This is a genomic window from Sporosarcina sp. P13 (genome assembly GCF_002743055.1).
Taxonomy (GTDB): Bacteria; Bacillota; Bacilli; order Bacillales_A; family Planococcaceae; genus Sporosarcina.
In genome coordinates, this window is sequence record NZ_PDYM01000009.1 from 51,665 (window position 1) to 65,931 (window position 14,267).

Annotated in this window: 13 protein-coding genes and 1 pseudogene; 8 read left to right on the forward strand and 6 right to left on the reverse strand. The window is 39.7% G+C overall.

Annotated features, from left to right (window positions below):
- Positions 1 to 1,052 precede the first annotated feature (1,052 nt).
- On the reverse strand, positions 1,053 to 2,717 hold the full coding sequence (locus CSV79_RS06625) for an N-acetylmuramoyl-L-alanine amidase (RefSeq protein ID WP_099688255.1): 1,665 nt from the start codon (positions 2,715 to 2,717) through the stop codon (positions 1,053 to 1,055).
- Between the two features lie 169 nt (positions 2,718 to 2,886).
- Positions 2,887 to 3,828, reverse strand: coding sequence for a C40 family peptidase (locus tag CSV79_RS06630; RefSeq protein ID WP_099688256.1), 942 nt, complete (start codon positions 3,826 to 3,828; stop codon positions 2,887 to 2,889).
- Positions 3,829 to 4,120: 292 nt separating this feature from the next.
- Between CSV79_RS06630 and CSV79_RS06635 the strand changes: the two genes are divergently transcribed.
- Together CSV79_RS06635 and murJ are read left to right on the forward strand one after the other, a co-directional pair.
- Positions 4,121 to 5,224, forward strand: a complete 1,104-nt coding sequence (locus tag CSV79_RS06635; RefSeq protein WP_099688257.1) for a glycosyltransferase — start codon at positions 4,121 to 4,123, stop codon at positions 5,222 to 5,224.
- Positions 5,221 to 6,504 carry a murein biosynthesis integral membrane protein MurJ gene (gene murJ / locus CSV79_RS06640; RefSeq protein ID WP_099688258.1) on the forward strand — a complete coding sequence of 428 codons (1,284 nt, stop codon included), beginning with the start codon at positions 5,221 to 5,223 and terminating at the stop codon, positions 6,502 to 6,504. The genes CSV79_RS06635 and murJ overlap by 4 nt, the downstream gene beginning before the upstream one ends.
- Before the next feature lie 64 nt (positions 6,505 to 6,568).
- Here the strand turns inward: murJ and CSV79_RS16765 are convergent, their stop codons facing one another.
- Together CSV79_RS16765 and CSV79_RS06645 are read right to left on the reverse strand one after the other, a co-directional pair.
- Entirely contained in the window at positions 6,569 to 6,712 is a 144-nt protein-coding gene (locus CSV79_RS16765; protein ID WP_158232485.1) for a hypothetical protein, read from the reverse strand.
- Positions 6,713 to 6,795: 83 nt separating this feature from the next.
- A complete protein-coding gene (locus CSV79_RS06645) occupies positions 6,796 to 8,388 on the reverse strand; it encodes a SulP family inorganic anion transporter (RefSeq protein ID WP_099688259.1) in 1,593 nt (530 codons plus the stop codon).
- A 255-nt stretch (positions 8,389 to 8,643) separates the two neighbouring features.
- Here CSV79_RS06645 and CSV79_RS06650 point away from each other — a divergent pair, with 255 nt between their 5' ends.
- Positions 8,644 to 9,381 carry an SDR family NAD(P)-dependent oxidoreductase gene (locus CSV79_RS06650; protein ID WP_099688260.1) on the forward strand — a complete coding sequence of 246 codons (738 nt, stop codon included), beginning with the start codon at positions 8,644 to 8,646 and terminating at the stop codon, positions 9,379 to 9,381.
- A 58-nt stretch (positions 9,382 to 9,439) separates the two neighbouring features.
- Here the strand turns inward: CSV79_RS06650 and CSV79_RS06655 are convergent, their stop codons facing one another.
- The gene (locus CSV79_RS06655; protein ID WP_099688261.1) at positions 9,440 to 10,132 is read right to left on the reverse strand and encodes a C40 family peptidase; all 693 of its coding nucleotides are present in this window, start codon (positions 10,130 to 10,132) and stop codon (positions 9,440 to 9,442) included.
- A gap of 269 nt (positions 10,133 to 10,401) precedes the next feature.
- On the opposite strand from CSV79_RS06655, the gene CSV79_RS06660 reads away from it, so the two are divergent.
- The 3 genes from CSV79_RS06660 to CSV79_RS06670 are packed head-to-tail and all read left to right on the forward strand — an operon-like array spanning position 10,402 to position 12,022.
- On the forward strand, positions 10,402 to 10,584 hold the full coding sequence (locus CSV79_RS06660; protein ID WP_099688262.1) for a hypothetical protein: 183 nt from the start codon (positions 10,402 to 10,404) through the stop codon (positions 10,582 to 10,584).
- Positions 10,565 to 11,734, forward strand: a complete 1,170-nt coding sequence (locus tag CSV79_RS06665) for a sensor domain-containing diguanylate cyclase (RefSeq protein WP_099688263.1) — start codon at positions 10,565 to 10,567, stop codon at positions 11,732 to 11,734. The genes CSV79_RS06660 and CSV79_RS06665 overlap by 20 nt, the downstream gene beginning before the upstream one ends.
- Positions 11,735 to 11,743: 9 nt before the next feature.
- A complete protein-coding gene (locus CSV79_RS06670) occupies positions 11,744 to 12,022 on the forward strand; it encodes an EAL domain-containing protein (protein WP_255407424.1) in 279 nt (92 codons plus the stop codon).
- A gap of 145 nt (positions 12,023 to 12,167) precedes the next feature.
- Here the strand turns inward: CSV79_RS06670 and CSV79_RS17075 are convergent.
- Positions 12,168 to 12,377, reverse strand: a pseudogene (locus CSV79_RS17075) (cbb3-type cytochrome c oxidase subunit I); the annotation flags it as partial.
- 427 nt (positions 12,378 to 12,804) lie between these two features.
- Here CSV79_RS17075 and CSV79_RS06680 point away from each other — a divergent pair.
- Complete coding sequence (locus CSV79_RS06680) at positions 12,805 to 13,509, forward strand: glucosamine-6-phosphate deaminase (RefSeq protein ID WP_099688266.1); 705 nt, start codon at positions 12,805 to 12,807, stop codon at positions 13,507 to 13,509.
- A gap of 210 nt (positions 13,510 to 13,719) precedes the next feature.
- Positions 13,720 to 14,181, forward strand: coding sequence for a C40 family peptidase (locus CSV79_RS06685; protein WP_099688267.1), 462 nt, complete (start codon positions 13,720 to 13,722; stop codon positions 14,179 to 14,181).
- Positions 14,182 to 14,267 lie beyond the last annotated feature (86 nt).

Consider the following 14,267-nt stretch of genomic DNA (forward strand, 5'->3'; position numbering starts at 1 on the left):
TTGAAGTTAGTAATAGATTCAGTAAGTTCTAGCCACTTTAATCCGCATCTGTATGTAGGGGAGTAATTCATCACTGTACTCACTTCGGCGCTGGCGGATGGCTCCCACAATAAGCCAGATAGGAAGTGCACCTATCCGTCTTATTGCTACGCCTACCGCTTGTAAGGCGCCTGCGTTTTGTGAAGAGAAGTATGTAACATAGTACTTTAAAGTTTAAAAGTGAATGTTACTATGTATCAAAGACTACTAAAACTACACTGTACTCAATAGCGTAGGCACAACTGCGGGGTCAGCCGAAGCCATGAGACAACTAGCGCGTCCTTCGCTAGCTGGCTCATGGCGGGAGGCAATCCCCCACGTGCCGAAGCGATGATAGAAAACCGACCTTTACTAACTTCAGTATCGAAAAAAAGTCGAGCAACGCCCCAACACAAAGTGATTTTCCTACGTACAGAAACCCATCCAACCTACCTTGCACTCAAAAAGCGAAGGCACAACTGCGGGGTCAGCCGAAGCGGTGATAGGAAACCGAACTTTACTAACTTCAGTATCGAAAAAAAGTCGAGCAACGCCCCAACACAAAGTGATTTTCCTACGTACAGAAACCCATCCAACCTACCTTGCACTCAAAAAGCGAAGGCACAACTGCGGGGTCAGCCGAAACAAAGAGACAGCTAGCGTCCTTTGCTAGTTGGCTCTTTGTGGGAGGCAATCCCCCACGTGCCGAAGCGATGATAGAAAACCGACCTGCACTACCTTCAGCACCGTGAATAAGTCGAGCAACGACACAACACAAAATGGTTTTCCTACGTACAGAAGCCTACTAAAACTACACTGCACTCAAAAAGCGAAGGCACAACTGCGGGGTCAGCCGAAGCCATGAGACAACTAGCGCGTCCTTCGCTAGCTGGCTCCTGGCGGGAGGCAATCCCCCACGTGCCGAAGCGGTAATAGAAAACTGACCTGCACTACCTTCAGTACCGTAAAAAAGTCGAGCAACGACACAAATAACCCCTCTCAAGATCAAAACCTTGAAAGGGGGGGGGAGTGCATTACTGCTTGTAATAATATTGGTATAGCCCTTGATAAATCGCATCCGCATAAATATTAGCATACGTTTCACTAGTCAGCTTCTTATAATCATCAGCATTTGACAAGAAACCAAGCTCAACAAGAACAGCTGCGACATTATTATTACGTATCACGTAGAAACGACTATCCTTCACGCCGCGATCAACCATATTTGCCTTCTGTACAATATTACGCTGAATGAAAGTTGCTAAATCGCGACTTTCAGTAGCATTCACATTACTAGAAGAATCATAAAACGTTTCCGTACCTTTTGCAGTAAAACCTGCTGCATTCACATGAATCGATACAAAGGCTTCTGCATAATTACTTTTAGCGAAATTTGTACGTTCCTCCAACGAATAATACTTATCCGTAGAACGTGTCATTAATACTTTCGCACCTGCACTTCTCAACTTTGCTTCTAACTTCTTTGAAACATTTAATGTGATCGTTTTTTCTGTTTGACTACTCTTGACTGTACCCGGGTCGTGTCCACCATGTCCAGCATCTACAACGATGACTCGATCTCGTAATGGGTTGCCTGTTTGGTTCAGCAGCTTAAGATACGTTTTATGGACATAACCTGTTGTACTACCCATACGAATTTTTGCCCAGTAACCTGAGATAGAAAGGACTTCAACTTTCTGTCCAATCTTAAGCGATGCTACTAATGGTGCGCTTGAGTTGCCCGCTGAACGTACATTCAAATTAGTAACAGTCACTTTACCCATCAATTTAGCTGAAGGAGTAGGTGTTGGCGGTTCTGGCTTAGGCGGTATAGGTGCTGGTTTATCTGAGTCTAAATTAGTAGTTGTATAGTATTCGTGAATATATCCTTCAACACCAGCTATATTTACTTTCAACCACACGCCTGTACTACCGATTACTTCTACAAGTGTACCGTTAGGCAATGCGTCGATAATTTTAGATGATGCAGAAGGAGCACTGCGTACATTCAATGGATCTTTGTCGTCGCCTGTTTTAACCTTTACATATTTGACACTTGATTGTTGATCAGGAGCTTTTACTTTAAGTGCAAACTGCTTATCCAATGCGCGTGCTACGAACAAAGCGAAGTGAGAACGAATGAGTTTTTCTTGAGGTAAGAACTTTTTGTTGTCACCTTGTGTAATACCTGCATAATACAGTCCATTAATTCGTTCTGCATACTTATGATTGGAGACATCTGTTAACACTAAAGGCTTTTGAGCTGTGACTTTTTCTGATAATTTAAACGCAACAGATAGTGCGTAGGCCATTTCCTCGCGTTTAATCTCTTCGTTTGGATTGAAGCGACCATTGCTGTTTAAAATAAAGAAACCTTTTTGAAGAGCAATATTAGCATACTTGTATTGTTCACTAGCGGGATCTAGCCCAACAATTTTCATATTAATTAGAGGGACATTTTGATTACCTGTCGCAATAACAAGCATTTTCGCGACGTGTGAACGTCTTAACTTGTCTCTCGGATTAAAATTAATAGATTTATTAACAATACCTTTATTTGCTATGTAGTGAACTTCCTTAAAGTATTCCCGCTCGGCAGGGACGTCGGAAAATTTGAAGCTTGCTAATGACTGAAGAGGTGAGAGTATTAAGATGGTTAGCAACAATAGAATAGTAGTTGCCCATTTGAAATAATTCATGAGTTCCTCCTTAAATATAGTTTATTACAAGACCCATAGGTTCATTTTACCAATGTTGAAAAGTGAATACTAGTCGTTTTCTCTACTATTCATAAATTAATAACTTCTGCGAATTTGATTCTTAATAACCAAAAAATCGAATGCTCTAGGAGAACATTCGAAAAGAAGGTTATTTAGTAATACGATTCATGAAAGCATGTAGGTGTTTACTAGACACTTTATCATTTAAGCCAAATGTTCCATCGCCATATCCACTTGTAATATTGTGATAGTAAAGAATGTTGATATATTCAGTGGCCCAGTGGTTGGCCGGTACATCTTTAAAATTTGCGATAGCTGATCCACGCAAGCCAAAAGCTCTAACTAATATTTTAGCCATTTGTGCGCGAGTTAATTCTTTGTTTGGGTTGAAATTTCCTTGGAAACCTGAAAAGATATTTGCTTCTGCAACTGCTAAAATCGCATGGTAATGTGGATTTGATTCATCGACATCTTTAAATGTCAAGTTACCTGTCGTTTGCTCTAGCCCAAGTGCATCCGCAAGTTCTTGTGCAACTTCTGCACGTGTAGCATAAATAACTTCTCTAACAGGAGCTGCTGCTGCGAATTGTGATTCAGCTTTACTAGTTTCATTGTCTATAGTGGGTTTGTTATTATTTTCAGTAGTGAAGTCAGTCACACGACGAGCACCAATATAGCGGCTTTTCCAATAGTATGGATCATCCAGGGAAGATACCATTACACCTTTACTTACAGAAGCGTGTATGAAGTTATTAGAACCTATGTAAATCCCAACGTGTGAAACACCACGACCTGATGTATTGAAGAAAACTAAATCCCCTACTACTAGGTTGCTTTTTGAAACTGGTGTACCTATAGCCATTTGTTGGCCCGTTGTTCGCGGCAATGAGACGCCTTCTTTTTTGAATACATATTGTGTATATCCTGAACAATCAAAAGCATTTGGAGTTGTCCCACCTAATAGATAAGGTGTCCCTAAATAGTTACGCGCAGTGCTTATTAATGACGTTGGTGAGTTTGCGGACGCAAAATCTGGTGCAATTGATAAGAATAAAAAACTTGCCAAGACCAGAGACATTAGACGTTTCATGCTGTTCTCAAATTCCCCTTTCGCACAATCAACTGCTGTGCTTAGTAATCTAGGAATATATTAGCATTTATAAACATGATATTTGTTACAGTTATATTACAAGAGCATTACACGGGATAATATAATTGAAATGTTAGTACAAACACCTATAAACTAATTTGAATAGGTAAAAGGTATAGAATAGCCAGTTAAGTGTTGTTGCGACTTTCTATCTGCTATGATTATGGTATAATCATTCAACGTAATAAAGAGCTGACCTGTTAAAGGAAAAAGCTATAAAGGATGGTAACTAGTGACTAAAGTTGTAGTGTTTAGCAATATGTATCCTTCTGAACAACACCCTACATACGGGATATTCGTGAAGAATCAAGTAGAATTACTAAAAAATAATGGCTTTGACGTGAAAGTCATTGCTATTCATGAACCAGGAAAAGGGAAGTTTGAAAAAATAACGAAGTATCTTTCATGGGGGATGCATTCGTTAATTTATTTAATGAAGAAGAAAAAGTCCATTAGTATCACGCATGCGCATTATGCGTTTCCGACGGGCATGATTTCGTTACTAGGGAAGAAGTTTTTTAACATTCCGTATGTCGTGACTGTTCACGGTGGGGATCTCGATAAAATGGCGAAAAAGAGTGCGCGCATTGCGAAATACACAAAACGTATTTTGCAAGAAGCATCTCAAGTGATAGCGGTAGGTGAAAAGCTACGCAATGATGTAATAGAAGTGTATGGTGTATCTCCGCAAAATGTCGAGGTCATGAGTATGGGGGTCGATACGAACGTCTTTAAACCGATGGGGCGGGAAGACGTTCGACTTTTATTAAACGTACCGCTAAATGAACGCGTGCTTATTTATGTAGGAAATGTTATTGAAGCAAAAGGCGTTATGGAATTACTAGATGCGTATGAACGACTGAGGGAAACGCATGATGATCTTCTACTCTATATAATAGGGTCACAAAAAGATCAACGTTTTGTTGGGTTGGTGAAAGAGAAGATTGAAAGCAAAGGCGTGTCAGGTATAGAGTTTAGAGAGCCGGTAAGCCAACTGGAACTCGCGAAGTGGATGTCAGCAACAGATGTATTAGTATTGCCGTCGTACCATGAGGGGTTTGGTCTAGTGGCGCTAGAGGCACTTTCATCAGGTGCGAAGGTAGTTGCAACAAATGTCGGTGGTCTTCCTTACTTATTAAAAGATGGTGCAGGTGTGCTAGTTGAACCGCGTGATCCAGAAATGCTTGCGGAAGGTTTAGCACAAGCGCTTGTCAATGAAGTATCACGTTCACAACATGAAACCATACAGCAAGTGATCCAGCAACATTCTTCTGAAGTAATCGTCAAGAGATTGAGTGATATCTACCAGCGGAATGGAAAGGGAACTGCGAAATGAGTAAGTTATTTAAGATTATCGGTGCTGTTGCGGTCATCAATATTGTTGCTAGACTCTTCGGTTTTGGAAGAGAAGTAGTTATCGGTATTCAGTATGGCACTTCGACTGTTGCTGATGCGATTGCAACGGCGTATACAATACCTAACTTCATTTACTTAGTACTTGGAGGAGCGTTGACGACAGCGTTCATATCAGTCTATCATTCATCTAAAATGGATAAGGAATTATTTGTACGGAAAGCATTCACGACAGTTGTTCTTTCGGGGACGGTTGTTACGTTACTGATTGTGTTATTGACTAATCCGATTTTGAATCTATTTTTTAAAGATTTAAGTGGCGAAGATTACACATTGGTTAGAAATCTCTTCTTATGGATGATGCCGTCCTCTATTGTCTTGGTCATGTCTACGTGGATGAGTGGTCTACTCAACATTAATGATCGTTTTCAGTTATCTAGTCTTGCAATCCTCTTGTATAACGCTTCGTTTGTGGCGATAGGTTTCTTATTGACCAAATGGCTTGGTCCAGAGTCCTATGGTGTCGGCGCGATGGTCAGTGCGTTGTTAATGGGTGGATTTTTATATTGGGGTATAAAGCGGGCGGACCTTTCTTCATTGAAACCTTCATTTGGCATGACAACAGATATTAAAAAGTTATGGTGGCTCGCATTGCCTATTTTATTTGGTGGAGCGTCGTTGCAATTCTACTATATTATTCACCGAATTGCGGCAGATGGATTAGGGGAAGGGGCTATTTCTTCTATTAATTATGCATCCAAGCTGACAGGCTTTCCGCAAGCGATTTTAATGACTGCTGTGACAACTGTTATCTATCCAATGCTTGCGAAAAAAGAAGGCGATGGAGATACGAAGTCGATTAAAATGCTCTATAAAAAGGGTATGTTGTATATAATTGTTTTACTCGTGCCAGCTACTGTATTTTGTTACTTTTTAGCAGAGCCTTTAATTCGCCTAATTTTCGGCTATGGGAACTTTGGTGAGAAGTCGATCATGATAACTGTGCCAGTGTTTAAAGTGTTTGCGCTTTCGATGTTCTTCTTAGCGGCGAATACATATATTACACGTTTTTACTATGCCAAAGGAAATTCCATTACACCGATCATATTCAGTCTGATCAGTGTCTTCGGCATCAACATTGCAATTATCTTTGCATTCGTAGATCAAATCGGAGCACAAGCAATTGCATATGGTACGGTCATCAGTGCGGCAGTAAACTTCTTACTACTAGCAGGGTATGCACGTTTTAAATGGAAACTATAAAACTAAAACAAGAGCTTCCTCTACATAGTAGGGGAAGCTCTTAGACTTTAAATGTAAATAAACCTTATTGCGCTACGCTCATAGAATAGCCACCCGCGCTCATAGCCCACGTCGCTGCGCTCATAGAATAGCCACCCGCGCTCATAGCCCGCGCCGCCGCGCTCATAGAATAGCCACCCGCGCTCATAGCCCGCGTCGCCGCGCTCATAGAATAGCCTCCCGCGCTCATAGCCCGCGTCGCCACGCTCATAGCAAGTGCTCGCACAGCGTTCCTAACAGCCTCCAGCTTTTTTAAAGAATAAAGAAGTTGTCTTTCCCAATTTTCTCGTACAGTCCACTTCTTTTGAATAAGTTAACCTTTTCTGAAGGGACTTTCTTAAAAATCAGTCGTTTATTATTTCTTTGTGCTTCGTCAAGTAACGCGGAAAGGGCAGCCTCGCCTGTAGCGTCAAGGGCGGTCAAATTCCTTAAATCGAAAATGATAGTAGATTGTTTGACATTCAATAACTCATAATAGCGATTTTCGAAACTTTTAGCTGTTCCGAAAAATAAGGGGCCAGACACTTTATATTTAATCAATTCCTTTTCAGTGGTATCCACTAACTTGAATTTCTCGACATCCGTTAGCTTGCTTTCTTTGATCTCAAGTGAACCACTCATCTTACGTAAGAATGACAATGCCGCAAGTAAAATACCGACTTCTACTGCGATGGTTAAATTCAAGAAAATCGTTAAAAGAAATGTAGTCAATAGTACGAGCGAATCACTGGAACGTAAAGAAAGGATCTGCACAAATGCTTTTCTAGAACTCATATTCCAAGCGACGAACATTAAAATAGGTGCCATCGCAGCTAATGGAATATAGGATGCATAAGGTGCGAAAAGGAGTAAAAAGGCTAAGACGAATAAACTTTGGATGATACCCGAAATCGGACTGACCGCGCCAGAGCCGATATTAGTGGCGGTACGTGCGATGGCTCCTGTTGCAGGAATTCCTCCGAAAAGGGGAGTGATGATATTTGCAATTCCTTGACCCAATAGCTCCTTTTTCGAATCATGCTTAGGGACATCGCTTTTCATACCGTCGGCAACGACAGCTGAAAGTAAGGATTCAATAGCTCCGAGTGCTGCAATAATGAGGGCGGGTTGCCATAAAGTTACTAGTTTCGAAAGTGTGATATTAGGGAAATGGAAACTAGGCAGATGTTGTGGAATTCCACCAAACGCAGTCCCAATCGTCTCCACTTTACCTGGGAAAAATAAAATTGAACATAAGGTAGGGATCAATAGTGCGACAAGAAGTAATGGGATTTTTGGAGCAATCTTCGGCAGTATGAAGATAACGGCCAAACCGATAACAGCTGTCATAATGCTAAATGTATTGACTGTATGAAAATTACGGACAATCTCGATCATACTTTCATGGAAAAACTCTTTCTTTTCCACACCAGTCAAACCAAAGAAATTCTGGAACTGTCCCGTGAAAATTATAATAGCGATCCCTGCCGTAAATCCAATGGTTACTGAACGAGGAACGAAATGAATTAAGTTACTGACACCAAGAAGTCCCATAATGACTAGGAATACGCCCGCCAAAAATCCTGCAATTAATAAATCCTCATAACCATATTGCAACACGATGGCGAGTAAGATCGGAATAAATGCACCCGTGGGACCTGCAATTTGGAAACGTGATCCACCGAGTAGAGCGACTAGTAGCCCTGCGATGATCGTAGTGTATAACCCGTATTCTGGTTTTACACCTGAAGCAATTGCAAAAGCCATCCCAAGTGGAATGGCTACAATTCCAACAGTAATCCCTGCGATCAAATCCTGCCGGAAACCTGCTGCATTATAATGAAGATAGCGTTGGTCTTTGAACATAGCTGTTCACTTCTTCCATCTATAGTATATTTCTAACAATTATAATTATATCTTACATTATACGATTATACAAGTTGTGTATAATTGTATAAATCGGAAAATTGCGAGACGGTTGGCGGATATGGCGGGTAAAGTTTCTAGAGTAGTCATACAATTCACAACTGAAAAAGTTCAGTTCATGCTATCGGGAAATTTGATTCCAAACTATTTTAATGTTAAAGTATATAACGGTTACGACAAAAGGAGAGATGAATAATGAGCAGATTACAAGATAAAGTAGCATTTATTACAGGCGGAGCATCAGGAATGGGTGAAATGATGGTTAAGCAATTCGTGGCAGAAGGTGCTAAAGTCATCGCGGCGGATATTAACGAAGTAGCTCTAGAAGAAAAATGGGGCGGGCAAGACCAAATCTTCACCGTCAAACTCAATGTAACAGCAGATGATGAATGGGAAGTGGCGATGAAACAAGCAGTCGATCACTTTGGCAAGCTCGACATCTTGATTAATAATGCTGGTATCTCTACTGAAAAAGGAATCAATCAAATCACAATTGAAGATTGGCGCAGACTATCTGACATCAATAGCTTCGGTACATTCTTAGGCATGAAGCATGCAGCTCGTCATATGTCAGAAGCAAAAAAAGGCGCGATCGTTAATATTTCTTCATATACAGCACTTATTGGAATGGGCTTAAATCCTTACTCAGCTTCTAAAGGTGCAGTTCGTGCAATTTCTAAAGCAGCTGCAGCTGAATACGGTAAAGACGGCATTCGTGTGAATACAGTATTCCCAGGAGTTATTGAAACACCGATGACCCAAAAATTGGAAGATTCGAAAGAAATGCTAGGTATGCTAATTAAAATGACACCACTAGAGCGTCTAGGTCAGCCCGAGGATGTAAGTAATGCTGTATTGTTCCTAGCATCGGACGAAGCTTCATACATTACAGGTGCAGAACTTGTAATTGACGGTGGCTACTCAGCTAGATAACGAATTGAATGTAAAAGGATGTCCCATAAGTTCTGATGACTTATAGGACATCCTTTTTTTAATTTATATCTCTAAAGCGTTTGTAGCCCATAAAACGTAGATTCCAATAAGATGAATCAAGGGAAGCGATATCAATACCCTTATCGCCAGCGTGAATGAACTTATTGTCACCTAGGTAGATCCCAATATGAGAAATACCAGGCCGGTATGTATTTTGGAAGAATAATAAATCGCCTACTACTGGATCTGTTACAAATACCGAACGATTAAAGAATCCGATTGTATCCAGTCGTGGAACTTTGACTCCGGCCTTATTGTAGACGTAGTAGATGAATCCGCTACAATCAAATCCTGCTGGAGTAACACCTGCCCATAAGTAGGGGATGCCTTGCAGTGGCATGGCAGTATCAATTACTTTATTCATCAATGCACTATTATTTGTTACGGAGTTTTGTATATTTGGTTTAGCTGTTGGAAGCTTTGAATCTTGTAATGAATTAATAGAAGAAACAGTCTTAGAAGTAGTTGCTTTATTTTCAACTACCAACTTTTGATTTACTCTAATCGTATTAGAAGTAAGTGAATTTAAGCGTTTAAGTTCGTCCACTGTAATTTTATACTGTGTTGCAATTCTATACAATGTATCGCCAGGTTGTACAGTATAAGTCTTTGATGATGCGCTTACACTTCCAACTGAAATACTTGATGCAAGCATCAGGGAGGCAATAGCGGCAAGAGCGGTTTTCTTCATTCGAATAATCTCCTTTTGAAATGGTATTGGTTCCTTTTCCTAAGTTTCAATATCATGTAAATCGACCGATAAACCTAGTATACAATATGATTATTCAAATTAAACTAACCTAAAGGCCTAAAGAAAAAAATGAGTGTTAGTCTTTAGGTCTGTATCGTGATATTCTAGTAATGACTGCTAATATAGTCGAATAATGATTTAATTGCACTATACACTAAATCAATCGGTTTGAATAGACTGAAATTTGAAAATAGTGGGGTGGTGTTTTCATGCAAGAATATATTCGTGCAGCTGAGACCCTTAGAAAAATTGATGAGATACGTAAACAACAAGAGAAAGTCTTTGAAATGGCTAAAAATTTTGCGGTAAATTCTACTACGATTAAAAAAACATTAAAGAATCTATGTTTCGAAGTTGCGGATATTATGAAATGTGAGCGTTTGGCTCTTTAATGAGGAGCGGACTATACTACATTCGCAAAATACGTATGACGATGAGACGAACGAACATACAGTAGATAGTGATTTGAGTGACGGGGTGTATGCTGCCTATTTCGAAGCAATTCAAAGTCAACGCACCTTAGCAGTTGTAGATATAGAAATTGATCCAGCAACAAAAGAAATTGCCGAAAAGTACTTTGGTAATTCGGGGCGATACCATTCACTTTTGGACGCGTGTATTATATTGAGTTCAGGAATCGGCGGAGTGCTCTGTTGCGAATCACATGACCGCCGTCAATGGAACTCATTCGATCGGATGATTGTTGCTTCCATAGCGGATATGCTTTCCTTTTTATTTGACCGTTTGAGTCGACTTACGTTTGAAGAAAATCTGCACCATCTAGCTTTTGTAGATGAACTTACAGGAATGAATAACTATAATGCTTTTCTTACACAAGTAGAATCTGTTATGTCCGTAGTTGAAGTGGGGTATAGGGGAATATTCGTCTACATGAATATCGATCAGTTCATTGAAATTCATAGTGTGTTAGGACCAGAGTTAGCGGATGAAATCATTAAAGTTGTCACCAAGAGATTTCAATTAACGTTTGAGAAACCTTATTACGCTGCTAGAATTGCGTTCGATCATTTTGTTATTTTTTTACCTTATGACGGAGGTGGAAAAAGCTTTAAAAATAAAATGGATAAGTTAGTTGAGAAACTAAATGAGCCAATACTTATTGCCAATCAGGAAGTGTATTTAACGTTTAGTTATGGATTTGCATACTACCCTAAAGATGCACTAACTCCGCTCGAAGGTGTACAAGTTGCCCGCTTTGCGTTGGAAACGAGTAAGAGTCTATCTTCTAGAAAGAGCATCGGTATTTATAATGCAGATGTGCATAATTACATGAAGCGATCGATGATATCTGAGATGAACTTACGCAAAGCTTTGGATAAGAATGAGTTCAGACTTTTTTATCAGCCACAAGTGTACTGTGATACCGGCGAGATTATAGGCTTTGAAGCATTGATTCGTTGGCAACATCCAGAGCGCGACTTGATCTATCCTAATGACTTTATTGAGCTAGCAGAGTCGACAGGTTTTACTATTTCGATAGATGATTTCGGAACGGGGTATTCTGCATTTATCTATCTGTAGTCATTTCCAATCACACAACTGAAAATTGATATGGCATTCATTAAACAGATAGAATATGATGATAAAAGTCGGGCGATAGTGATAGCGATTATTCAATTAGGTAAAATGCTTAATATCCGTACTGTTGCTGAAGGTATTGAGACGAAAGGGCAATGGGATATTCTTAAGGACAGAGGATGCGATGAGCTGCAAGGTTATTATTTTTCTAAACTCCTTCCAGAAGATGCGCTGAATGAAATGCTGGATTATTCCAAAGATTGTAGCTCTATGTTTTTGCCTATCAAATGAAAGAACCTTGAAAACTACTGTTGATTGGATTCAAGGTTCTTTCATTTGTTATGAACGTCCAATTGGCCAGTCGCATAGAATGGAGCCAGGTGGAAAGTGTTTGATAATATCAATTATTGGAATCGTCTAGACAAATAAGAGTAAAGCGATGGGGTCCCCCAAGTAAACCTTGAATATGCATAGAAGTCGACATAATTGCCATACCAATTGTCCAGATGAATGTTTGGATAATGCTCAAATGGTTCAATCTAGGAGTAAAGTGGCGACCTGTCAAATGCGGTAGCAACCAATATGCGATACCGAAGTACGTTAGAATAACCGTAGTAGTAATCGTTAAATGGAAGTGTCCTGTAATCCGTGTTCTCGTAATTTGGAAAAGTACCGTGGAACCTTTAGGGACACGAATCGTCTTAGTAGCGGTTCTGTCTTGCTCATGGGTGCCATTTCCTCGTTGCGAAATAAGTCTACTGTTTATAATGTTCTTAGCAGTGGGATAAAGAAGTAGAGGAAACCTTATGAATTTGTAAGAATGGAAATAGTTCACGATATGTTCAACCACTTAACATGTGATTGACATACACCACGCATCTTTTTGTGTATCGATCAAGTTATAAGGGAAGAGTAATACGGAAGAGAGCGCTAGGTTTTTAGTGTTTTATATCTAAAGCATAAGTAAACTAGCATGGAATAGACAATATGAGATAGTTTACTTAAATCTTGACCATCCGTATATTTGAAATTACAATATAAAGGTAAAACTTAGGAAAGCCGGTGTGTAGTAGATGGAAAATGTAAAGTGGATCACAGTTACAAATCCTGAAGAGGGTGCAAAAGAAGTATTTAAGGTAATTGAGGAAGAGTTGCAAAATGACAGACTACACGTTCTTGGACTGGCAACAGGCAGCACAATGATCCCAGTTTATCAAGAGTGGATTCATTCAGATCTAGACTTTTCAGAAGTTACAGCATTTAACTTAGACGAGTATGTTGGTTTAGACGCTGATAATCCAAATAGCTATGCATATTTCATGCGCCATCATTTGTTCAGTAAGAAACCGTTCAAGGAAACGCATATCCCGAATGGTATGGCGGAAGATCTAGATAAAGAATGTATGGAATACGAACAACAGTTAAATTCCCACCCACTCGATATTCAGCTATTAGGAGTAGGTGAGAATGGTCATATAGCATTTAACGAACCAGGCACTCCGTTTGACTCTGTTACACATGTTGCGACGCTTACAGATTCGACACTAGGTGTAAATTGCCAGTACTTCGAAAATGATGATAAAATTCCTACTATCGCGTTGACGATGGGGATCTCTTCTATTAATAAAGCACGTAAATTAATCATGGTGGCGTTTGGCGAGAAGAAACGCGCGGCTATGGAAAAGCTTAAATCAGGTGAAGTTACTACAGAGTGGCCGATCACTAAATTATTGCTTCATAAAGATGTAATTGTGATTACAGACTTACAATTCGACTAATAGAACCCGTTAAAACAAGTGATGAAACTACTCATCGCTTGTTTTTTTTACGTGGAGAAAACTATAGAGACAAAATGTAATAAAACGACACTATTCGACATATAACTGTTACGAAAATGTAATATACGGACGTTTTAAACATGGTAAAGTATTATCAACATAAAGACTTAGAATATAGTTTATGAATACATAGGATTATTGGAGGAACATATGAATCTAGTAAAGAAGATATTTTCTGTATTAGCAATGTCAATTTTATTACTCGTCGCTCCTTTTGCAGGACAAGCAGATGCATCAACTAAAGCTACAAACATTTCTAAAACAGCGACAAGTCTAACAGGTATTAAATATCGATATGGTGGCACGACAAGAGCAGGTTTTGACTGCTCAGGCTATGTAGGTTATGTGTTTAAACAAAATGGTTTAAAAGTGGCACGTACTTCTCGTGCAATGTACGCTTCAGGTCGCAGTGTTAATAAGTCTAACTTACGCTCAGGTGATCTCGTATTCTTCGACATAACTGGCCGCGGAGTTTCACATGTTGGTATTTACATAGGTGACGGAAAGTTTGCGCATGCCTCTGCTAGTAAAGGCGTGCGAGTGGATCGAATAAATGATCCTTATTACTGGGCGAAGCGCTACATCGGAGCTAAGCGCGTTGCTGGTGTATAAGTAACCACTTCTAAAAAAATATACAAAAAAACGATCTTTCAATTCTAGAAGATCGTTTTTTTTGTACGTAATAACAAAAGGCTGGG

What these genes read in the sequence shown, in the direction of transcription:
- CSV79_RS06625 (WP_099688255.1), bottom strand. Translation starts at nt 2,717, where the DNA reads ATGAATTATTTCAAATGGGCAACTACTATTCTATTGTTGCTAACCATC.
- CSV79_RS16765 (WP_158232485.1), bottom strand. Translation starts at nt 6,712, where the DNA reads ATGAGCGCGGCGACGCGGGCTATGAGCGCGGGTGGCTATTCTATGAGC.
- murJ (WP_099688258.1), top strand. Translation starts at nt 5,221, where the DNA reads ATGAGTAAGTTATTTAAGATTATCGGTGCTGTTGCGGTCATCAATATT.
- CSV79_RS06650 (WP_099688260.1), top strand. Translation starts at nt 8,644, where the DNA reads ATGAGCAGATTACAAGATAAAGTAGCATTTATTACAGGCGGAGCATCA.
- CSV79_RS06630 (WP_099688256.1), bottom strand. Translation starts at nt 3,828, where the DNA reads ATGAAACGTCTAATGTCTCTGGTCTTGGCAAGTTTTTTATTCTTATCA.
- CSV79_RS06655 (WP_099688261.1), bottom strand. Translation starts at nt 10,132, where the DNA reads ATGAAGAAAACCGCTCTTGCCGCTATTGCCTCCCTGATGCTTGCATCA.
- CSV79_RS06660 (WP_099688262.1), top strand. Translation starts at nt 10,402, where the DNA reads ATGCAAGAATATATTCGTGCAGCTGAGACCCTTAGAAAAATTGATGAG.
- CSV79_RS06645 (WP_099688259.1), bottom strand. Translation starts at nt 8,388, where the DNA reads ATGTTCAAAGACCAACGCTATCTTCATTATAATGCAGCAGGTTTCCGG.
- CSV79_RS06685 (WP_099688267.1), top strand. Translation starts at nt 13,720, where the DNA reads ATGAATCTAGTAAAGAAGATATTTTCTGTATTAGCAATGTCAATTTTA.
- CSV79_RS06680 (WP_099688266.1), top strand. Translation starts at nt 12,805, where the DNA reads ATGGAAAATGTAAAGTGGATCACAGTTACAAATCCTGAAGAGGGTGCA.